Annotated in this window: 19 protein-coding genes; 16 read left to right on the top strand and 3 right to left on the bottom strand. The window is 59.1% G+C overall.

Going from position 1 to position 21,010, the window contains the following annotated elements; genetic code table 11:
* Window positions 1-10 precede the first annotated feature (10 nt).
* The 12 genes from tsf to lpxB all read left to right on the top strand — a co-directional run bounded on the left by tsf (window position 11) and on the right by lpxB (window position 12,120).
* On the top strand, window positions 11-937 hold the full coding sequence (tsf, locus tag ACR9ZQ_RS16600) for a translation elongation factor Ts (protein WP_113322811.1): 927 nt from the start codon (window positions 11-13) through the stop codon (window positions 935-937).
* A 95-nt stretch (window positions 938-1,032) separates the two neighbouring features.
* A complete protein-coding gene (pyrH, locus tag ACR9ZQ_RS16595; protein WP_007822401.1) occupies window positions 1,033-1,755 on the top strand; it encodes a UMP kinase in 723 nt (240 codons plus the stop codon).
* A gap of 51 nt (window positions 1,756-1,806) precedes the next feature.
* A complete protein-coding gene (gene frr, locus ACR9ZQ_RS16590) occupies window positions 1,807-2,367 on the top strand; it encodes a ribosome recycling factor (RefSeq protein ID WP_481428327.1) in 561 nt (186 codons plus the stop codon).
* A 37-nt stretch (window positions 2,368-2,404) separates the two neighbouring features.
* Entirely contained in the window at window positions 2,405-3,148 is a 744-nt protein-coding gene (locus ACR9ZQ_RS16585; RefSeq protein ID WP_029869054.1) for an isoprenyl transferase, read from the top strand.
* Complete coding sequence (locus ACR9ZQ_RS16580; RefSeq protein WP_481428326.1) at window positions 3,148-3,978, top strand: phosphatidate cytidylyltransferase; 831 nt, start codon at window positions 3,148-3,150, stop codon at window positions 3,976-3,978. The genes ACR9ZQ_RS16585 and ACR9ZQ_RS16580 overlap by 1 nt, the downstream gene beginning before the upstream one ends.
* Window positions 3,979-4,007: 29 nt before the next feature.
* The gene (gene rseP, locus ACR9ZQ_RS16575; RefSeq protein WP_481428325.1) at window positions 4,008-5,141 is read left to right on the top strand and encodes an RIP metalloprotease RseP; all 1,134 of its coding nucleotides are present in this window, start codon (window positions 4,008-4,010) and stop codon (window positions 5,139-5,141) included.
* A gap of 201 nt (window positions 5,142-5,342) precedes the next feature.
* Entirely contained in the window at window positions 5,343-7,649 is a 2,307-nt protein-coding gene (gene bamA, locus ACR9ZQ_RS16570) for an outer membrane protein assembly factor BamA (RefSeq protein WP_481429330.1), read from the top strand.
* 83 nt (window positions 7,650-7,732) lie between these two features.
* Entirely contained in the window at window positions 7,733-8,794 is a 1,062-nt protein-coding gene (gene lpxD, locus ACR9ZQ_RS16565; RefSeq protein ID WP_310389501.1) for a UDP-3-O-(3-hydroxymyristoyl)glucosamine N-acyltransferase, read from the top strand.
* Window positions 8,787-9,254: a 3-hydroxyacyl-ACP dehydratase FabZ gene (gene fabZ / locus ACR9ZQ_RS16560; protein WP_037106230.1), complete on the top strand. Its 468-nt coding sequence runs from the start codon at window positions 8,787-8,789 to the stop codon at window positions 9,252-9,254. The genes lpxD and fabZ overlap by 8 nt, the downstream gene beginning before the upstream one ends.
* Window positions 9,251-10,069 carry an acyl-ACP--UDP-N-acetylglucosamine O-acyltransferase gene (gene lpxA / locus ACR9ZQ_RS16555; RefSeq protein ID WP_481428324.1) on the top strand — a complete coding sequence of 273 codons (819 nt, stop codon included), beginning with the start codon at window positions 9,251-9,253 and terminating at the stop codon, window positions 10,067-10,069. The genes fabZ and lpxA overlap by 4 nt, the downstream gene beginning before the upstream one ends.
* A gap of 3 nt (window positions 10,070-10,072) precedes the next feature.
* Entirely contained in the window at window positions 10,073-10,954 is an 882-nt protein-coding gene (locus tag ACR9ZQ_RS16550; RefSeq protein WP_310389505.1) for an LpxI family protein, read from the top strand.
* On the top strand, window positions 10,951-12,120 hold the full coding sequence (lpxB, locus tag ACR9ZQ_RS16545; RefSeq protein ID WP_481428323.1) for a lipid-A-disaccharide synthase: 1,170 nt from the start codon (window positions 10,951-10,953) through the stop codon (window positions 12,118-12,120). The genes ACR9ZQ_RS16550 and lpxB overlap by 4 nt, the downstream gene beginning before the upstream one ends.
* Window positions 12,121-12,151: 31 nt before the next feature.
* Here lpxB and gltA read toward each other — a convergent pair whose 3' ends face one another.
* Window positions 12,152-13,441: a citrate synthase gene (gltA, locus tag ACR9ZQ_RS16540; protein ID WP_481428322.1), complete on the bottom strand. Its 1,290-nt coding sequence runs from the start codon at window positions 13,439-13,441 to the stop codon at window positions 12,152-12,154.
* A gap of 290 nt (window positions 13,442-13,731) precedes the next feature.
* Between gltA and ACR9ZQ_RS16535 the strand changes: the two genes are divergently transcribed.
* The gene (locus tag ACR9ZQ_RS16535; RefSeq protein WP_481428321.1) at window positions 13,732-16,158 is read left to right on the top strand and encodes a ComEC/Rec2 family competence protein; all 2,427 of its coding nucleotides are present in this window, start codon (window positions 13,732-13,734) and stop codon (window positions 16,156-16,158) included.
* Here the strand turns inward: ACR9ZQ_RS16535 and lexA are convergent.
* Window positions 16,139-16,864 carry a transcriptional repressor LexA gene (gene lexA, locus ACR9ZQ_RS16530; RefSeq protein ID WP_007822432.1) on the bottom strand — a complete coding sequence of 242 codons (726 nt, stop codon included), beginning with the start codon at window positions 16,862-16,864 and terminating at the stop codon, window positions 16,139-16,141. The two genes, ACR9ZQ_RS16535 and lexA, sit on opposite strands and share 20 nt — an antisense overlap.
* A gap of 195 nt (window positions 16,865-17,059) precedes the next feature.
* Between lexA and ACR9ZQ_RS16525 the strand changes: the two genes are divergently transcribed.
* Entirely contained in the window at window positions 17,060-17,947 is an 888-nt protein-coding gene (locus ACR9ZQ_RS16525) for a VOC family protein (RefSeq protein WP_481428320.1), read from the top strand.
* Window positions 17,944-18,792 carry a 3-deoxy-8-phosphooctulonate synthase gene (gene kdsA / locus ACR9ZQ_RS16520; RefSeq protein WP_007822434.1) on the top strand — a complete coding sequence of 283 codons (849 nt, stop codon included), beginning with the start codon at window positions 17,944-17,946 and terminating at the stop codon, window positions 18,790-18,792. The genes ACR9ZQ_RS16525 and kdsA overlap by 4 nt, the downstream gene beginning before the upstream one ends.
* 13 nt (window positions 18,793-18,805) lie before the next feature.
* Here kdsA and ACR9ZQ_RS16515 read toward each other — a convergent pair whose 3' ends face one another.
* Window positions 18,806-20,617: a methyl-accepting chemotaxis protein gene (locus tag ACR9ZQ_RS16515; RefSeq protein WP_481428319.1), complete on the bottom strand. Its 1,812-nt coding sequence runs from the start codon at window positions 20,615-20,617 to the stop codon at window positions 18,806-18,808.
* Between the two features lie 11 nt (window positions 20,618-20,628).
* Between ACR9ZQ_RS16515 and ACR9ZQ_RS16510 the strand changes: the two genes are divergently transcribed.
* The gene (locus ACR9ZQ_RS16510) at window positions 20,629-20,964 is read left to right on the top strand and encodes a hypothetical protein (RefSeq protein ID WP_481428318.1); all 336 of its coding nucleotides are present in this window, start codon (window positions 20,629-20,631) and stop codon (window positions 20,962-20,964) included.
* Window positions 20,965-21,010 lie beyond the last annotated feature (46 nt).

The raw sequence follows: 21,010 nt of genomic DNA, 5'->3' as shown, positions 1-21,010 counted from the left end.
GAGGAAACTTATGACCGAGATTACGGCTGCACTGGTGAAGGAACTGCGCGAAAAGTCCGGCGCAGGCATGATGGACTGCAAGAAGGCATTGACCGAGACCAACGGCGACATCGAAGCCGCGATCGACTGGCTGCGCGCCAAGGGCATCTCCAAGGCCGACAAGAAGTCGGGCCGCGCCGCTGCTGAAGGTCTGGTCGCCATCGCCGGCGCCGGTCACAAGGCCGTTGTCATCGAACTCAATTCCGAAACCGACTTCGTTGCCCGTAACGATGCCTTCCAGGATCTCGCACGCGGCATCGCCGAAGTTGCGCTGTCCACGGACGGTACGGTCGAAGCCATTTCGGCTGCGACCTATCCGGCATCCGGCAAGCCGGTCGCCGACACCGTCAAGGAAGCAATCGCGACCATCGGCGAGAACATGACGCTTCGTCGTGCGGCCAAGCTGGAAGTCGAGCACGGCGTTGTCGCGACCTACATCCACAACGCTGCCGGCGACGGCATCGGCAAGCTCGGCGTTCTCGTTGCTCTGAAGTCGGTCGGCGACAAGGCCGTTCTGACGTCGATCGGCCGCCAGGTTGCCATGCATATTGCTGCTACCAACCCGCTGGCGATCCGCGCCGAAGAAGTCGATGCCGCAGTCGCCGAGCGCGAACGCAACGTCTTCATCGAGCAGTCCCGCGAATCCGGCAAGCCGGAAGCCATCATCGAGAAGATGGTCGAAGGCCGCATGCGCAAGTTCTTCGAGGAAGTGGCTCTTCTCTCGCAGTCTTTCGTTATCAACCCGGACCTGACGGTCGGCGCTGCGATCAAAGCAGCCGAAAAGGAAGCCGGCGCCCCGATCGAAGTCGTCGGTATGGCTCGTCTGCTCCTCGGCGAAGGTGTCGAGAAGGAAGAAACTGACTTTGCAGCCGAAGTCGCCGCTGTCGCCAAGGGCTGATCTTGCTGCCATATTTGGGAAAACCGAAGGGCATCGCGTGACAACGCGGTGCCCTTCGTGTATCGGGCAATTGCGGCAATATACGAGGAGCCAACATGACGTCGGAACCAATCTATAAACGTGTTCTACTCAAGGCTTCCGGGGAAGCCATGATGGGAAGCCAAGGCTTCGGGATCGACGTTGCGGTGGCGGACCGCATCGCGTCCGACATTGCCGATGCACGGCAGATGGGCGTCGAGGTCGGCGTCGTCATTGGCGGCGGTAACATTTTCCGCGGCGTGGCGGTTGCGTCCAAGGGCGGCGACCGCGTCACCGGCGACCACATGGGCATGCTCGGCACCGTCATCAATGCGCTCGCGCTCGCAACCTCGCTGCGCAAGCTCAACATTGACACGGTGGTTCTGTCGGCCATTTCCATGCCGGAAATCTGCGAAAGTTTCTCTCAGCGCGCCACGCTGTATCACCTGTCGCTCGGCAGGGTGGTGATCTTTGCCGGCGGAACCGGCAATCCCTTCTTCACCACCGATTCTGCTGCAGCGCTGCGCGCTGCCGAAATGGGTGCCCAGGCGATCTTCAAGGGTACACAGGTAGACGGCATCTATACCGCCGATCCGAAGAAAGATCCGGAGGCGACGCGTTTCGACCATCTGACCCACAAGGAGGTTCTCGACCGGGGCCTCGCCGTTATGGACGTCGCCGCTGTTGCGCTCGCACGCGAGAATTCCATTCCGATCGTTGTTTTCTCGATCCACGAGAAGGGACGTTTCGCTGAAATCTTGACGGGTGGTGGTCTCAAGACCATCGTATCCGACAACTGATAGGGAGCTGCGCGGTTGCCGGCGCAAATCTTCTGATACGGGAGCATAGACATGAGTGAAGGTATCGATATCAAGGAACTGAAGCGCCGCATGGATGGTGCCATTTCCGCGTTCAAGAGCGACATTGCATCGCTGCGTACGGGCCGCGCTTCGGCCAACATTCTCGACCCGGTGACGGTTGAAGCCTATGGTTCGCGCATGCCGCTGAACCAGGTCGCCAACATCACTGTTCCGGAGCCGCGCATGTTGACCGTATCCGTCTGGGACAAGAGCATGGTCGGCGCCGTGGATCGTTCGATTCGCGAATTGAATCTCGGCCTGAACCCGATCGTCGACGGCCAGAACCTTCGCATTCCGCTGCCGGAACTCAACGAAGAGCGCCGCAAGTCTCTCGTCAAGGTCGCCCATGACTATGCCGAAAAGAGCAAGGTTGCGATTCGCCATGTTCGCCGAGACGGCATGGACGGCCTTAAGAAAGCCGAAAAGGATGGCGTAATCGGCCAGGACGAAAGCCGGGCACAGTCGGAACGCGTTCAGAAAATGACGGACGAGACGATTTTGGAAATCGACCGCTTGCTTGGCGAGAAAGAAAAGGAAATCATGCAGGTCTAGTATACTTGCGTCCTTGCCAAGAAAGACCGGACGGAAAATGTCGGAAACCTCATTTTTGACTGCGCCAGAACATGTTGCCATCATCATGGATGGCAACGGTCGTTGGGCAAAGCAGCGCGGCCTGCCGCGGACGATGGGACACCGCAGGGCGGTCGAGACCGTTCGCCAGACCGTGCGTACTGCCGGCGATCTTGGCATCAAATACCTGACGCTCTTTGCCTTCTCCTCGGAGAACTGGCGTCGCCCAGAGGCTGAGGTCACTGATCTTCTCGGCCTGCTGAAGGCTTTCATCCGTAGCGATCTCGCCGAGCTTCATCGGCAGAATGTGCGCATCAGGGTGATCGGCGACCGCGTCAACTTGCGCAGCGATATCCTCAAGCTTCTGCTGGAAGCCGAGGAGACGACCAAGGCCAATACGGCGCTGACACTCGTCATCGCCTTCAACTATGGTTCTCGCGATGAGATCGCCCGCGCCATGATGAGCCTCGCCAAGGATGTGGAGGAGGGGCGCCTCAGATCGCAGGATATCACCCCTGCGCTGATCGACGCCCGGCTCGATACAGCCGGCATCCCCGACCCTGATCTCATCATCCGCACCAGCGGTGAAGAGCGGCTGTCCAATTTCCTGTTGTGGCAGGCCGCCTATTCGGAATTTGTCTTCCTGCCGGAATACTGGCCGGATTTCAGCCGCGAGCTTTTCCTGTCGGCACTCGAGAAGTTTGCCTCGCGCGATCGCCGCTTCGGCGGTCTTTCCGCGCAGGCTGCTGCAGTGAACACCTGATGAAGCAGGAACTGAAGCTCCGCATTGTTTCAGGCCTGATTCTCGCAATCATCGTTCTTGCCGCCACGTGGTATGGCGGCTTTATCTTCCGCACCGTGGCGGCGGCGATCGCGCTTCTGATCTATTACGAATGGTCGACGATCACAGGGATCGTGCGCGACCCGGTGACCAACGTGCTCGGCTGGGTGGGCGAGGTGCTGGTCGCCCTGCTCGTTCTGGCGGGTGCGTTCGAATATGCGTTCGGAATGCTGATTGCCCTGACTGCGGTCGGCATTGCCATGATCTTCCTGCATCGTGCCAGCCGCTGGTTCGCTCCGGGGCTTTTATATGCCGGCGGCACCGGATTGGCGCTTGCGGCGATCCGCGGCGATGAAACGCTTGGCCTCTACGCGATGCTCTTCATCTTCGCCGTGGTCTGGGCGACCGATATTCTCGCCTATTTCGTTGGGCGCGCGCTTGGCGGTCCAAAGCTTGCTCCGCGCATATCGCCCGGCAAGACCTGGTCGGGCGCAGTCGGTGGCGCCATTTCAGCCGTCATCGCCGGAGCCGTCATTGTCCATTTTTTGATTCCGGAAGCCCTGGATCGTGCCGCGGTGATCGCGCTCGTCCTGTCCGTCTTCAGCCAGTCAGGCGATCTTTTCGAAAGCTTCATCAAGCGAAAATTCGGCGTGAAGGACTCCAGCCGTCTCATTCCGGGGCATGGCGGCGTCATGGATCGTGTCGATGGACTGATTTTTGCCTGTTTTTCAGCGTTCTTGCTTGCTGGCCTTTTTTCGCTGATAAAGGGCGGCGGAACAACGTCGCTCGGTGCGGCATTGTTCGGCCTTTGATCATTACGGCCAGATAGAAGAAGGAAGTCATGGAAGCGGTGACCGGCATATTCGGTTTTTTGACGGGCTATATCGTCCCCTTCGTCATCGTCCTGTCGCTGCTCGTCTTCGTGCATGAGATGGGCCACTATTTGGTCGGGCGCTGGAGCGGCATCCGTATCCTCGCCTTCTCCGTCGGCTTTGGCCCGGAGATTGTCGGTTTCACCGATCGCCACGGAACGCGCTGGAAGATATCGGCGATCCCGCTCGGCGGCTATGTTCGCTTCTTCGGCGATGAGGATGCGTCCAGCAAGCCGGATACGGACAGGCTCGCCGCGATGACGGATGAGGAGCGCGAACGTTCCTTCGCCGGTGCAAAGCTCTGGAAGCGCGCCGCAACCGTTGCAGCCGGCCCGATCGCCAATTTCATCCTTGCTATTGCCATCTTCACGGTCCTTTTCGCGGTCTACGGCCGTACAGTGTCCGATCCCGTAGTCGCTGAAGTGAAGCCGGACAGTGCTGCTGCGGCAGCCGGCGTACTGCCGGGCGACCTGCTCGTCTCAATCGATGGCACCAAGGTTCAGACCTTCGACGACGTGCGGCGTTATGTCAGCATCCGTCCGAACCAGAACATCGTCGTGACCATCGAGCGCAACGGCGAGAAGATGGACCTGCCGATGGTGCCGCAGCGCACCGATATCACCGACCAGTTCGGCAACAAGATCGAGGTTGGCCTGATCGGGATCGTCACGAACGAAGAGGTTGGCCACTTCCGTCTGCAGACCTATACGCCGCTTCAGGCGCTGAATGAAGGCATGACGCAGACGTGGCATATCGTGACGGGCACCTTCAAATATATCGGCAATTTGCTCAATGGATCGATGAAAGCAGACCAATTGGGTGGTCCGATCCGCGTGGCGCAAGCTTCGGGCCAGATGGCTACGCTTGGAATAGGCGCGTTGCTGCAGCTTGCTGCGGTTTTGTCAGTTTCGATTGGATTGCTGAATTTGATGCCGGTTCCGGTACTTGATGGCGGCCACCTGATGTTCTATGCGGTGGAAGCGGTTAGGGGAAGACCGCTGGGTTCTTCGGCTCAGGAAATTGCGTTTCGCATTGGCCTGGCCATGGTGCTTACATTAATGGTTTTTGCCACCTGGAATGACATTAGCGCGCTCATTGGCTAGCGCGTAAAAAGATAGGGAAAATTACTGTTTATTTACGATGTTTCAAAGCTGTAGTGGCGAATGGGTCACGCTTCGAAATGAAGTAAACAGAAATTAACGAGCTCCCTTGCTTGTATGTCAAAAGCGGGTAAAACGACACACGTGGCCGGAATTGGGGGGTCCCCTGGGGCCGGAGACGAGGGAAAAAAGGTAATGGGTGAAATGAAGGCTGGTTCAAGGTTTTTGAACGCAGTATCGGCGATTGCGCTGTCTGCTAGTGTTGTTGCTTCTGGCGCAGGTGCTTTGACTTTCGTTTCGGCTACGGCTGCGGAAGCTGCCGTCATTCAGCGGATCGACGTACACGGTGCAAGCCGCGTCGGTGCTGAGGCCGTCCGGTCGAACATCACCATTACTCCCGGCAAAAGCTTCTCCAACACCGATATCGACGACTCCGTAAAGCAGCTTTACGGCACCGGTTACTTCTCTGACGTCAAGATTTCGGTTTCCGGCAGCACCCTCGTCGTCAACGTTCAGGAGGCGCAGCTCGTCAATCAGGTCGTCTTCAACGGCAACCGCAAGGTCAAGGACGACAAGCTGGCAGCTGTCGTCAAGACGCATGCCGCTGGTCCTTATAGCGATGCGCAGATCCAGTCTGATATCGCGGCGATCAAGGAAGCCTATGCCGCTACCGGCCGCAGCGAAGTCGAAGTGACCACGCAGGTCGTCCCGCTCGGCGAAGGCCGCGTCAATCTCGCTTTCGTCATCAATGAAGGCGACCGCACCAAGATCGACGCCATCAATTTCGTCGGCAACCAGGCCTACAGTGCCGGCCGTCTCGCCGCGGTCATCCAGACCAAGCGTTCGAACTTTCTCTCGTTCCTGACCCGCAAGGACGTCTACAACGAAGACAAGCTGCACGCTGATGAAGACGCGCTGCGCCAGTTCTATTACAATCGCGGTTATGCCGACATGCGCATCGTTTCTTCCGATGCCGCTTTCGACGAAGCGACGAACAAGTACACGCTGACCTTCAACATCGAAGAAGGCCCGCGTTATGATTTCGGCGCGGTCAGCGTTCAGTCGACCGTCGAAGGTGTCGATGCCCAGCAGCTGCAGGGGCTGGTCAGAACCCATGAAGGCCAGGTCTACAACGCCAAAGAAGTCCAGAAGTCCATCGAGGCGATTTCGGATCAGGTTGCTTCGGCCGGTTATCCTTTCGCGCGCGTCACGCCGCGCGGCAACCGCGATCTGAACAACAATACGATCGGCGTCGAATACCTCGTCGACCAGGGCGAGCGCGCCTATGTCGAGCGTATCGAAATCCGCGGCAACAGCCGCACGCGCGATTACGTTATTCGCCGCGAGTTCGATCTTAGCGAAGGCGACGCCTTCAATCAGCAGATGATCACCCGCGCAAAGCGCCGTCTTGAAGCGCTCGGCTACTTCTCCTCAGTCAACATTTCGACCCAGCCGGGCAGCTCGCCTGATCGCGTCGTTATCGTTGTCGACGTACAGGATCAGTCGACCGGTTCGTTCGGTATCGGTGCCGGTTATGCGGCCGGCGGCGACGGCCTGTTGCTCGAAGCTTCGATCGAAGAAAAGAATTTCCTCGGCCGCGGCCAGTATATCCGCGTTTCGGCCGGTGGCGGTCAGGAAGGCTCGCGCGCTTACGGTATTAACTTCACCGAGCCTTACTTCCTCGGTTATCGCCTTGCTGCCGGTTTCGACGTCAATCACAGTGAGACGTCGAGCAACGACAACTACGATTACGAGGAAACCAGCGGTGTTCTACGCGTAACGGCGCCGATCACCGAAGATCTGGCGACGACGTTCCGCTATAATTACAAGCAGATGAAGTACGATTCCAGCGGAAGCAGTCTGGACGATTTGTCCGCTACCTATCAAAACCTGGTCAACGAAAGCCCGTGGACGCGGTCCTCCATATCGCAGACGCTGACCTACAATACGCTCGACGATACCGTCCTGCCGCGTGAAGGTATCTACGCTACTGCGACACAGGAAATCGCCGGCCTCGGCGGCGACTCTCAGTACTACAAGATCTACGGTAAGGCCCGTTACTACCATCTGCTCGCTGACGATGCTGATATCATCGGTTCGCTCTCGGCTTCGGCGGGTTACGTTGTCGGCTTCGGTGACCACCTGAACGTCTTCGATCAGTTCACGCTGACCAATTCCGATATTCGCGGCTTCGAGAACAAGGGTATCGGCCCGCGCATCACCAACCCGGACGATCCGCTCGGTGGTACGACTTACTTCACCGCTTCTGCCGAAGCGACGTTCCCGATGCCGGGCTTCCCGCGTGACTTCAACCTGCGCGGCGCAGTCTTCGCAGATGCCGGCACGCTGTTCGGCAACGACGTCGAGCTTCTCGGTGCGGATACCGAAGAAGGTGATGGTTCGTCCTTGCGTGCTTCGGTCGGTGTCGGTCTGATCTGGCAGTCGCCGTTCGGCGCGCTCCGCGTCGACTACGCGATCCCGGTCGTGAAGGAAGACTTCGACAAGACTTAGCGCTTCAAGTTTGGCATTAACAACCAATTCTGATATCGGCAGTCCGGAACTGTAAATTTCAATTCCGTTCTGGAGTTTTGCCGATGGAGCAAAATACTTTTTTTCTGCCCCATGAAGGCGTGAAACTTGTTGAGTTGGCGCAATTTCTTGGGGCAGAACTTGCCAATTCCGATCATGGCGATGTCATCATCCGCTCTGTCTCTCCTATAGCCAGAGCGCAGGCAGGGGATATCTGTTATATCCTCTCTCGCCGTAACCGTGACGAGTTCCTGACCTGCAAGGCTTCAGCCGTGATTTGCGACAAGGCACTGGCTCAACTGGTGCCGCCGCATATTCCTGTGGTGATTTCCTCCAATCCGCATGCCGCCTTTGCAATGGCCGGCGGGTATCTTTATCCCGCAGCGCTAAAGCCGGTGACGTTTTCATCCGGCGAGACGGAAATCGCGCCGAGCGCTGTCGTTGATCCGACCGCGCGGCTTGAGAGGGGCGTGATTGTCGAGCCGATGGCGATCATCGGCCCCGGCGCGGAGATCGGCGAGGGCACGCGCATCGGCGCTCAGTCGATCATCGGTCCCAACGTCAAGATTGGCCGCAATTGCTCCATCGCAACTGGTGTGAGCATTCTGTGCGCACTCCTTGGCAATGGCGTCATCATTCACAACGGCGCTCGCATCGGTCAGGATGGGTTCGGTTACGCGCCCGGTCCGCGCGGGATGATCAAGATCGTGCAGATTGGCCGGGTGATCATTCAGGACAATGTCGAGATCGGCGCCAATACGACGATCGATCGCGGTGCCATGGACGACACTGTCATCGGCGAGGGAACCAAGATCGACAATCAGGTGCAGATCGGCCACAACGTCCGTATCGGTCGCCATTGCGCCGTCGTTTCGCAGGTCGGCATGGCCGGCAGCACCATCATTGGCGATGGTGTGCAGATCGGTGGACAGGTTGGCCTCAAGGGACATATCACCATTGGCGATGGCGCTCAGATCGCTGCAAAAAGCGGTGTCATGACCGATCTTGCTGCTGGCGGCCGCTATGGCGGAATACCGGCACGTCCTCTAAATGACTATCTGAAATATGTTGCACAGCTCATGGCAAAATCAGGGGCTCGCGGAAAAAAGGGAGGCAAGAATGACTGAAGCAACAGCCGCCACGCTTTCTTCGGCAGACATCATGGAAATCATGAAGCTGCTGCCGCACCGCTATCCGTTTTTGATGGTCGACAAGATCGTCAATATCGATGGCGACAATGCCGCCGTCGGCATCAAGAATGTGACGGTCAACGAACCGCATTTTACCGGCCATTTTCCTGACGCGCCTATCATGCCGGGCGTATTGCTGGTCGAAGGTATGGCACAGACGGCAGGCGCTATATGCGCCAAGAAGGAAGGCCAGACCGGCAACCTCGTCTACTTCATGACGATCGACAATGCCCGCTTCCGCAAGCCGGTCGTGCCGGGCGACCGCGTTGAATATCACGTGCAGAAAATCAAGCAGCGCGGCAATATCTGGAAATTCCATTGCGATGCGAAGGTCGACGGTGCACTCGTCGCTGAGGCCGATATCGGCGCGATGATCGTACGTAAGGACAACGCATGAGCATGATCGCCGAAAGCGCCAGAATCCATCCGATGGCCGTGGTCGAAGACGGCGCCACGGTCGGTGAAGGCGTGGTTGTCGGCCCGTTTTGCCATGTTGGCCCCAAGGTCACGCTTCACGATAATGTCGAACTGATCAGCCACGTCGTGGTTCTCGGTCTGACGACCGTCGGCGCCGGTACGCGTATATTTCCTTCGGCCGTCATCGGCGGCGACTTGCAAAGCGCCCGTCACAGCGCCGTCGACACGTCGCTGATCATCGGGCGCAACTGCACGATCCGCGAGGGCGTTACGATGAACACCGGCACCGTCGAACATGGCGGTTCGACGGTAGTCGGCGACAACAGCCTTTTTCTCGCCTATTCGCATGTCGCCCATGATTGCCGCGTCGGCAACCATGTCATCATGTCGAATAATGTCATGCTGGCTGGCCATGTCTCGGTTGGCGATCACGCAATCATCAGCGGCGGCGCCGCAGTGCACCAGTTCACGCGAGTTGGCAAATATGCCTTTGTCGGCGGTCTCTCGGCCGTGAGTTACGATGTCATTCCCTACGGCATGCTGAACGGCAATCCAGGCATTTTGAGTGGCCTCAACGTCGTCGGCATGACGCGCGCCGGCGTTGATCGCGCCGTCATTCACACGGTTCGCCGTGCCTATAAGGCGATCTTCGAGGGTGCCGGCTCGATCCGCGAGAATGCAGCCCAAATCCGCGACGAATATGCCGATTGCGAGCAGGTGGTCGAGATCCTCGATTTCATCGCGGCCGAAAGCGATCGCGCGTTGTCTTCGCCGAGCCGGGGACAGAAGGGCTGATCTGTGGCTTCCGCTGGCGATACCGCTGAAGGCCGGCTAGCGATCATTGCCGGCGGCGGCCTTCTGCCGTCGTATGTCGCCGAAGCTGCGCGTTCGGCCGGCGAAAATCCAGTTATCGTGATCCTGAAGGATGAGGGCGACCGTCGTTGGGACGGTTTCGACCACGCCACGATCGGTATCGGTGATTTCGCTTCGCTCGATCGGCTTTTCAAGCGGTATGGAGTGAGCCGTGTCGTCATGTCGGGCAGCGTCCGTCGGCGACCGGAATGGCGCGAGGTGCGGCCGACGCTGCGTATTCTGACCAAGGTACCCGCCGCCATCCGTACGCTGCTTTCCGGGGGCGACGACACCGTTCTGAAGATGGTCATCAAGCTGATAGAAGGGCGAGGTCTGCGTGTCGTAGGCGCCCATGAGATTGCACCGGATCTGCTGGCAACCGCAGGCCCGCTGGGTGCTGTTTCGCCCAATGAAGAGGATCGTCGTGACATAGAGCGCGCAGGCAAGGCGGCGGATGTGCTTGGCAGTCTGGATATCGGGCAGGGCGCTGTATCGATCGGCGGACGCGTCGTCGCTGTTGAGGGCGTTGAGGGCACGGACGGCATGCTTGACCGCGTGGCGAACCTCAGAGCAGCAGGCCGCATATCGCCGCGCCGGCGCGGTGTGCTGGTCAAGCTCAGTAAGCCGCAGCAGGATATTCGCGCCGACCTGCCGGCGATTGGTGTGTCCACCGTGCTCAACGCCAAAGCCGCCGGGCTTGCAGGAGTGGCCATCGAAGCCGGCCGGGCGCTGGTGCTTGATCGCGCCGCACTCATTAAAGTGGCAGACGAAAACGGTCTTTTTGTCTGTGGTATCGACAAGGGCTTGCCGGGATGGGGGCTTCAATGAGCGACAGACCGCTGAAGATTGCCGTCATAGCCGGCGAAGTCTCCGGCGATCTCTTAGGTGCCGATCTCATTGCCGCGCTAAAGAGGATCCATTCTGGGCCGATCGAACTCGTCGGCGTCGGCGGTGAGGGGTTGCAGAGCCAGGGATTGAAATCGCTCTTCGATTTCTCCGAGCTTTCCATCATGGGCATTACCCAGGTGCTGGCGAAGCTGCCGAAGCTCTGGTCTCTCATCCGGCAGACGGTAGCGGCGATCATCGCGTCCAAACCCGATATCCTGCTCATCATCGACAGCCCGGACTTTACCCATCGCGTCGCCAAGCGCGTGCGCAAGGCGCTGCCGGACCTCCCAGTCGTCAACTATGTCTGTCCCAGTGTCTGGGCCTGGAAGGAATATCGCGCCCAGCACATGCTCGCCTATGTCGACCATGTGCTGGCCGTACTTCCTTTCGAGCCAGCGGTGATGCAGCGTCTCAACGGGCCGGCGACAACCTATGTGGGTCACCGTCTGGTTGCGGACGCAGCGCTCCTGGAGACCCGGCGCCTGCGCGCTGGCCGGCAGCCCGGCAACGGTGCGATCCTGCTTCTTCCCGGCTCGCGCTCCTCCGAGATCAAGAAGCTTCTGCCTTATTTCGAAGCCGCCGCCAATGAATTCGTCGCCCGCAATGGACCGATACGCTTCATGCTGCCGACTGTGCCGCACAAGGAAGCGTTTGTGCGCGAAATGACGGCGGGATGGAAGATAAAGCCGGAAATCGTTGTGGGTGCCGAAGCGAAATGGAAGGCCTTCGCCGAAGCCGATGCGGCCATGGCAGCGTCCGGCACGGTGATCCTGGAACTGGCGCTGGCTGATGTACCCGTCGTTTCCGCTTACAAGGTCGACTGGATCATGCGCATGCTGACGTCAGACATCAAGACCTGGAGCGGCGCACTGCCCAATCTGATCGCCGACTACGCGGTCGTGCCGGAATATCTGAACGATATCGTTCGCGGCGCAAGCCTCGCGCGCTGGATGGAGAGGCTGTCAGCCGACACCTACCAGCTCAAGGCGATGAAGGAAGGCTACGAGCTCATCTGGCAGCGCATGCAGACAGAAAAGCCGCCTGGAGAGCATGCAGCACAGATATTGCTCGATGTTCTAACCAACAAAAAACCCGGCCACTCCTGACCGGGTTTTCTTTTTGCTTCGAAGTCAGCGCTCAGCGCTTGGAAACCGGTACGTAGTCGCGCTTAGGTTCGCCGATATAGAGCTGGCGCGGACGGCCGATGCGCTGTTCCGGATCCTCGATCATTTCGTTCCACTGTGCGATCCAGCCGACGGTACGAGCCAGAGCGAAGAGCACGGTGAACATGGTCGTGGGGAAGCCCAGGGCCTTCAGCGTAATGCCGGAGTAGAAGTCGATGTTCGGGTAGAGCTTCTTCTCTATGAAGTATGAGTTGGTCAGAGCGATGCGCTCCAGCTCCATGGCGACTTCGAGAAGCGGATCGTCCTTGATGCCGAGTTCGCCGAGAACTTCATGCGTGGTCTTCTGCATGATCTTGGCGCGCGGATCGTAGTTCTTGTAGACGCGGTGACCAAAGCCCATCAGGCGGAACGGATCGTTCTTATCCTTGGCGCGGGCGATATATTCCGGAATGCGGTCGACAGTGCCGATTTCCGTCAGCATGTTGAGGGCTGCTTCGTTGGCGCCGCCGTGAGCGGGGCCCCAGAGGCAGGCGATGCCGGCGGCGATGCAGGCGAACGGGTTCGCACCCGAGGAGCCGGCGAGACGGACCGTCGAGGTCGAGGCGTTCTGCTCGTGATCGGCATGGAGGATGAAGATACGGTCCATGGCGCGTGCGAGCACCGGATTGACGACATATTCCTCGCAGGGAACAGCAAAGCACATGCGCAGGAAGTTGGACGCGTAGTCTAGATCGTTCTTCGGGTAAACGAAGGGCTGGCCGATATGGTACTTATAGGCCATCGCTGCGAGCGTCGGCATCTTAGCGATCATGCGCAGGCTGGCGACCATGCGCTGGTGCGGATCGGTGATATCGGTGGAGTTGTGATAGAAGGCCGAAAGCGCGCCGACGCAGCCGCACATGACGGCCATCGGATGGGCGTCGCGACGGAAGCCGGTGAAGAAGCGGCTCATCTGCTCATGCACCATGGTGTGGTGCGTGACGCGGTAGTCGAAGTCCTTCTTCTGGGCGGCGGTCGGCAATTCGCCGTAGAGCAGCAGGTAGCAGGCTTCCAGGAAGTCGCCATGCTCGGCAAGCTGCTCGATCGGGTAGCCGCGATGCAGCAGAACGCCTTCGTCGCCGTCGATATAGGTGATCTTCGATTCACAGGATGCAGTCGACGTAAACCCGGGATCGTAGGTGAAGGAAGCCGTGTTCTTGTAGAGGGCACCGATGTCGATGACGTCGGGTCCAACCGTGCCTTTTCGCACGGCGAGATCGACTGATTTGTCACCGATTTTGATTGTAGCGCTTTGATCCGTCATGCTGATCCTCCGGGGTGGCGGTGGCGCCGCAAAAGCGCCATAAGGGTTAAGCGTCCTAAGCGATAGCTATATGATCGCGAAGCTAATGCCAAGTTACCGTGATGCCATTTTGTGCATCGCGGCATCATCTTTTAGGCAGTGCAGCGATGAGCTAAATGCATATCAGAACACCATGATTTGACTGGACTTTTTGCTCCCGCGAATTTTCCTCTTATTTCAATCGATTATTGTTTGCTCGTTTTGATTTCAGGTTGCATTCTGCCGGTATCCGGGGGCGGATCCAGGCGATTATGGCAGGGTTAGAGACAAGAGAACGACAAGAGCAATCCATTGATGAAAAGATGGATTTTGCTGGCATTGCCCCGCGCGCCATTGTGACGCAATCGGCTCGGACCCAGGTTGCGATCCCATTTCGATGGCGATTGGTGACTGTTGCGAACCGATACGTCGGGTCGTCGATGCGTATGGCCACCGAAGAGGCCGGCCACGGTCGCCTCATCCTCTTCTCTCCGGTCTTCCTTGGTGCAGGTGCCGCGACTTGGTTTCTGGCGGCCTCGGACTTTCCGGCCGTGTCGCTCGGTCTCTGCCTGCTTGCTCTCCTTATTGCCGTTGCACCCTGCGGTTATGCCCGGACGAAACTGCGGGCGACGCTGCTTGCTCTACTTCTTTTTGCCGGTGGAATGCTCTCCGCGCAGATCGAAACATGGCGGGCAAAGACCCTGATCCTCAATTCAGCCGTAACGACGACGGTGACCGGCCGGATCGAACGCCGAGAAGGCGATGGCCAAGGGCGCTGGCGTTATATTCTTGACGTCACCGGCACGGATGCTCCTGAGATCAAGCGTCCGCCCGAACGCATCTCCGTGCTGGTCCGCGGGGCCACCCAGCCGTTCGAACTTGGCGACGTCATCGAGGGCAGGGCGCGTCTCACGCCTCCGGCGGGACCGGCGCTCCCCCACCTCAATGATTTTGCCTTCAGTGCCTATTTTAACGGCATTGGTGCCAACGGCTTCTTCTACGGAGCACCGAAGAGGGTTGCGGAACAGCCGGAGCGAGCGAGTTTGGTCGGTGAGGCCATTCTGGAGTCGCTTTACCGCCTGAGAAGCGGCATTGGCGATCGGATCCGCTCCACGCTACCCGGCGACACCGGCGCCTTTGCAGCCTCCCTTGTCACCGACGAGAGACGGGCGATCTCGGATGAAACGACGGAGGCGCTGCGGCAATCCGGCCTTGCGCATATCATCGCGATCTCCGGCCTCAACATGGCGCTTTCCGGTGGCATCTTCTTTGTCGGGCTGCGCGTCATTCTCAGTCTTTTTCCCGGCATTGCCCAGGCGTGGCCAACCAAGAAGATCGCGGCGGCCGGTGCGCTTGCTGCGGTGACGGCCTACTATTTGATCTCGGGTTTTGCCGTCTCCGCCGAACGTGCCTTCATCATGATGGCGATTATGCTGGTTGCCGTCTTCTTCGACCGGCCGTCGATCAGCCTCAGAAACGTGGCGCTATCCGCTCTCATGATCCTCGCGGTCTCGCCATCGGAAGTGCTCGGACCAAGCTTCCAGATGTCGTTCGCCGCAACACTTGCCCTGGTCGCAGGATACGACCTTTGGAAAGGGCGGCCGATGCGGGAGAATGCCTTTGCCAAGCTGCCGATCATGAAGCCCTTCTTCATGGTTGGTGGCTTCTTCGGTGGCGTTTTCCTGACGTCGCTGATCGGTGGTTTCTCGACGGCGCTGTTTTCGATCGAGCATTTCCACCGGCTGACTGCCTATGGCCTGCCGGCAAATCTCGCGGCCATGCCGGTCATCACCTTCATCGTCATGCCGGCCGGGATGCTGGCAATGCTGCTGATGCCGTTTGGTCTAGACGGCTGGCTATGGCCGGTGGCAGGCTTCGGGCTTGATCTGGTGATCACCATCGCAAAGGCAGTAGCGGGGTGGGGCGGCAACATAGATGTAGGCCGCTTGCCCGGCTGGTATTTCCCGACCGCCGTTTTCGGATTTCTGCTGCTGACCCTGCTCAGAACCCGGCTGCGGCACATGGGAACGGCAATTGTCGCGGTCTCGACGCTCGCTGTTGTTCTTCTTCCATCGGAGGCGATGCCCGATATCGCTATCTCCGAAGATGGCGGCCTGGTCGCTATAGTCGATGGAGAGGCGATGGCTTCGAACCGTGAAAAGCCGCCCGCCTTCATCTTCGAACAATGGCAGAGGGCCCTTGCCGTCGAAGAGCATCAGAAGCCAGTTATGCTTCAAGCTGCCAAGGCGCCCACTGCGCCTGATGGTCAAAGACTGCAACTGTCACCCGACCAACAGAATGAAGCCAGAGAGGCAATGAGACAGGCAGTCGCCATTAGCCCGCCGTCACGCTTCTCCTGCCTGAAGGGCGCCTGGTGCACCACTTTGCTCGTCAATGGAAAGAAACTGACCGTCATCGACAATGCTGCCTATCTTGGGCCAGCTTGCGATACGGCTGATATTGTTGTGACCCCTGTCCGATTGCGCGTCGACCGCTGTCGCTCCGGCGCGCTGCTCTTTACCGGCGAGACGCTGCGCAAGACAGGTTCTGTCGAACTTCGATTCACCGATAAGGGAATTGAGGTCGCAACCGCATTCGACACATTAGGACGACCCTGGATGCGCCACCGCGCCTATGATTGGCGCAGTAACACATTCGCAGACGCCAATCTGTCACCGGTCAGTGATAGCGGCGAATGAGGCCGACGAGCTTGCCCTGGACCTTGACGCGATCCGGCGGGAAAATGCGGGTCTCATAAGCGGGGTTTGCTGCCTCGAGCGCAATCGATGCGCCCTTGCGGCGGAAACGCTTGAGCGTTGCTTCCTCGTCATCGACGAGCGCGACGACGATATCACCCGGATTGGCCGTGCTGCCATTGCGGATGATGACCGTGTCGCCATCGAAGATACCGGCTTCGATCATCGAGTCGCCGCGAACTTCCAGCGCATAATGTTCACCGGAGCCAAGCATATCGGCGGGAACGGTGATGTCATGCGTATTGTTCTGGATTGCCGAGATCGGAACACCGGCGGCGATGCGGCCCATGACGGGAACGGAGACCGCATTGCCGTTATCGGCAGCGGGTGCGGGCTTCGCCGAGGCAGGAGGCGCCACAGGCTGGGGCTTGCCGAGGCTGCCCTCGATGACGCTCGGTGAAAAGCCGCGCCGAGGCTGCAGGCTCGGGCTGTAGGCTTCCGGCAGTTTGATGACTTCGAGCGCGCGCGCCCGGTTCGGAAGCCGGCGAATGAAGCCGCGTTCTTCGAGCGCCGTGATCAGCCGGTGAATACCGGATTTCGAGGCCAGATCCAGTGCGTCCTTCATCTCGTCGAAAGACGGTGGAACGCCTGACTCCTTCATCCTTTCATGAATGAAAAGAAGGAGTTCCTGTTGTTTGCGCGTGAGCATGGCGTCTCCCCAGTCTTGAAACAAATCCAGAACGGACACTATATGTTCCATATGTGTTCCGCAAGTAGCTAAATTTTCGTAAAACTTCTGTTCAATCTGTCGAGAATTTGATTTTTATCGCCCTTATGCCTGTCTGGCCTTGTTTCACGAGGCTTGCTGAAGCACATCTCCTTGTCACTGCTGGGAGAAGAACCGATGAGCCAAGACACGCTTCCGATCGATCATCTCGTTTTGCCGGTTACCGATATCGACCTAGCCCGCGAAAGGCTGGGCAAGCTGGGCTTTACCGTCGCGCCCGATGCCCGCCATCCCTTCGGCACGGAGAATGCCTGCGTTTTCTTTGCCGACAAAACCTATCTTGAGCCGCTCGGTGTCGCGAGCGTCGAGGAGAGCGAGGAGACGGCACGTGAGGGCAATGTATTCACGGCCCGCAATCAGGCTTTCCGCTTCCGCTGCGGCAGCGAGGGACTGTCCGCCATCGCCTTCGCCACCGCGGATGCAAAGCATGAACATGCTCGATTCGTGAAGGGCAGCATCTGCGCTGGTTCTGTGCTGCAGTTCGAACGCCCTGTGAGAATGCCGGATGGCACGGAGAGCATCGCCGGCTTCCGGCTTGCCTTCGCTGCCGACCTCCGGGCGCCGGATTTCTTTCTCTTCGCCGTCGAGCGCATCAATCCGCTTCCAACCGATCGCAAGGTGCTGGAGACCCACGCCAACGGCGTGACGGGCATTGCCGAGATCGCGCTCGCAGCCCCCGAGCCGACAGCCTTCGGCGAGTTCGTTGGCTCGGCGGCAAAAGCCGCTTCTGCTGGCGATACGAGTTTCGGGCTGGAGGTGCTTACCGGAAGCGCAAAGATCAGCCTGATGACCCCGGAGGGGCTGGAGGCCTATTTCGATCTGGCGACGCCGAATATCGATCGCGGCCTGCGCGGTCGGGCGATCCTCTTTGCCGTCGGCGATCTGGCCGTGACAGAAGCGCATTTGGCTGCTAACGGGATGACCTACACACGCAAGGGCAACCGTATTCTGGTGAAGCCCGCGCCCGGCCAGGGCGTGCTCTTCGCTTTCGAGGAAACATCATGAGCTCTACTACGAACTCCGTTGTGACGGTCGGCGAAGGCGCCGGCAAGGTCACCTTCTCCAATGCTGCACGTCTGTCGCTGATTGCTGGCGCTTGCGAAATGGAAAGTCGCGACCATGCGTTCATGGTTGCCGGCACGTTGAAGGAACTGTGCACCAAGCTCGGCATCGGGCTCGTCTATAAGACCTCGTTCGACAAGGCGAACCGCTCTTCCCTGTCGAGCAAACGCGGTGTCGGCCTTGAGAAGGGGCTTGAGGTTTTTGCCGATCTCAAGAAGGAACTCGGCATTCCGGTTCTGACCGACATCCACACTGAAGAACAGTGCGCCGAAGTGGGCAAGGTTGTCGACATCCTGCAGATACCGGCCTTCCTGTCTCGTCAGACGGATCTCCTGGTGGCTGCGGCAAAGACCGGCCGCGTTATCAACGTTAAGAAGGGCCAGTTCCTGGCGCCCTGGGACATGAAGAACGTGCTCGGTAAGCTCAATCAGAGCGGCAATCCGAACATCTTGCTGTGCGAGCGCGGCGCTTCCTTTGGTTACAATACGCTGGTCTCCGACATGCGTTCCCTGCCGATCATGGCAGCAACCGGCGCCCCCGTTATTTTCGACGCCACGCATTCAGTCCAGCAGCCCGGCGGGCAGGGGGAAACCTCCGGCGGAGAGCGGCAGTTCGTGGAGACGCTGGCGCGCGCTGCCGTGGCCGTCGGCGTTGCCGGGGTCTTTATCGAAACCCATCAGGATCCGGATAACGCGCCCTGCGACGGGCCGAACATGGTCTATCTCAAGGACATGCCGCGGCTTCTCGAGAAGCTTCTCGCCTTCGACGCGATCGCCAAGGCCGCCTGAACGACAGGCAGCATCAGGCTGCCGCGCGGGACGGGCGCCTTTCCTCCAGTGCGAAGCGGGAGAGCATGCGCCCGAGATGGGACGCCTCGTTGCCGAGTTCCTGGCAGGCGGCGTTTGTCTCCTCGGCCATCGCGGCATTCTGCTGTGTCACCTGATCCATACGGTTGACGGCAGCGTTGACCTCGACGAGCGCGACCGACTGTTCTGAAGACGAGCGCACGATCGCTTCGATCAGCGCCGTCACCTGCAGCACCTGGCGGTCGATATCGCCGAGTGCCTCGCCGGTGCGGTTGACAAGTGCCACGCCCGCGGAGACCTGCCGCGACGACGTCTCGACGAGAAGCTTGATCTCCTTGGCGAGATTGGCGGAGCGGCCGGCGAGCTCGCGGACTTCCTGGGCGACGACGGCAAAGCCTTTCCCTGCGTCTCCGGCGCGTGCTGCCTCGACGCCCGCGTTGAGCGCCAAAAGATTGGTCTGAAAGGCGATCTCATCGATGGCGTTGATAATATCGCCGATCCTGACCGCTGATTCCTCGATCTTCTCCATGGCGGTCACCGCTTCGCAAACAATCTCGGCGGAACGTGCCGCACTCTCCTTCGTTGCCGACATCATCGCATTGGCTTCCTGGGCTCGCTCCGATGAGGTCTTCACCGTGACTGTGATCTGATCCAGTGCCGAAGCCGCCTGTTCGAGCGAGGCGGCCTGGTTCTCGGTGCGCTGTGCCAGATCATTGGTGCTGAGCGCGATTTCGCGCGAACTGTCGCCGACCGTATTCGTGGCGGCATAAATGTCCTTCATGGCATCGGAAAGAATGATGATGCTGGTATTGAAGGTCTCGCGAAGTTTCTCATAAGTGTTGGCGAACTGCTCGTTGAGACGCACGGTCAGGTCGCCGCGCGAAAGCCGCTCCAGGCCGGCACTCAGGCTTTCGATGACGCGCTGGCGTGTGGCATTCTCCACGCTCTTCGATGCGTCGAGTTCGGCATTGCGGCGCATCTGTGCCTGCCGTTCCTCGTCCTGGTGCGCGCGGATGGCGTTCCGTTCTTCTGCCGATTCGCGAAAGACCGTGACTGCGCGCGCCATTTCTCCGATTTCGTCGGATCGTCTGACATAGGGAACTTCGCGGGAATAGTCGCCGCTCGCGAGGACCGCCATGTAGTCGCGCATCGCCGATAGCGGCACGATCGCGCGCCTGCGGAACATGTAGAGCCCGGCAACGATGAGCACGAAGGAAAGCGCGGCGGCAGATAGCGTAGCGGTGGAGAGCAGTTCCGTCTGTTCGGCAGCCTGCTTTTCGGCATCCGCCTGGAAGGCGTTCGCCATCGCCACGAGTTCGTTCACGGCCTTTTCGTGAACGTGAAAATTCGTCGCAAGCTTGAGGAGCGCCGGTTCGACGGCGGCCTTGTCGCCCTTGAGTATTGCAGGCACCGCCTCCTCATCCATGACTTGCCAGAAGGCGTCGCCCCTGACGAGAACGTCATCGAGAAGTTTGCGCTTGAGATCGGCGCTGAGCGGCGTTTCTGACCAATATTTGCGGCGGTCTTCATAAGCCGGCTTCAGAACCGTTCGGATGCGTTCGATATTGGCCGTTGCCGAGGCCGGCTGCTCGACGGCTTCGAGCGCGAGCATGTAGGGTTCGATGACATAGAGCGGCGGCGGGAGAATATCGGCGACGAGATCCTTGCCATAGATGATCTGCTTATACATCAGTCCGTTCACGCGAAGCATGTTGAAAGCGTAATTCTGCAAGCCGATGGAGGTCACCAGTCCGAGGATGACAACGGCACCGAAAATGGCAAGGCTGCGTGCAATATTGAGTTTCATCGGTGCCTCATATGAAATGCCGCCAAGAAGTCGATAAAATCCCGTACTGGTTGTTTTTGGAGGGGCCGCAGCTGTTCATTCCAGCCGTTCCGTATTTGCCTGAGTGGCCGGAACGACCGACTTTTGAGGGCCTCTCCCAAGCTTTCAAAATTAAACCAGGATGGTTACCGAAGGCTGAAATCAAAGGGCGGGAAGCCGTCCAAAATTGGGGCTGTTGCGGGAATTTTCAGCCGTGGGTTGCTGCCAACGATGGTGGCTTGCCAACATTCCGCCCGGATAAACAGTTTATCGTCTTTCGATGGATGGGATATGCTGGCCGGCGACTGCCGTTCCCTTCAAAACCCTGACATGATTGTGCTATAGGCCACGTCTGATGCGCTGCCCGAACGTGCA

The organism is Rhizobium sp. KNZ14-9A, assembly GCF_056755015.1.
The sequence above is the reverse complement of the archived record's forward strand: the minus strand, read 5'-3'. Positions and strand labels throughout refer to the sequence as shown.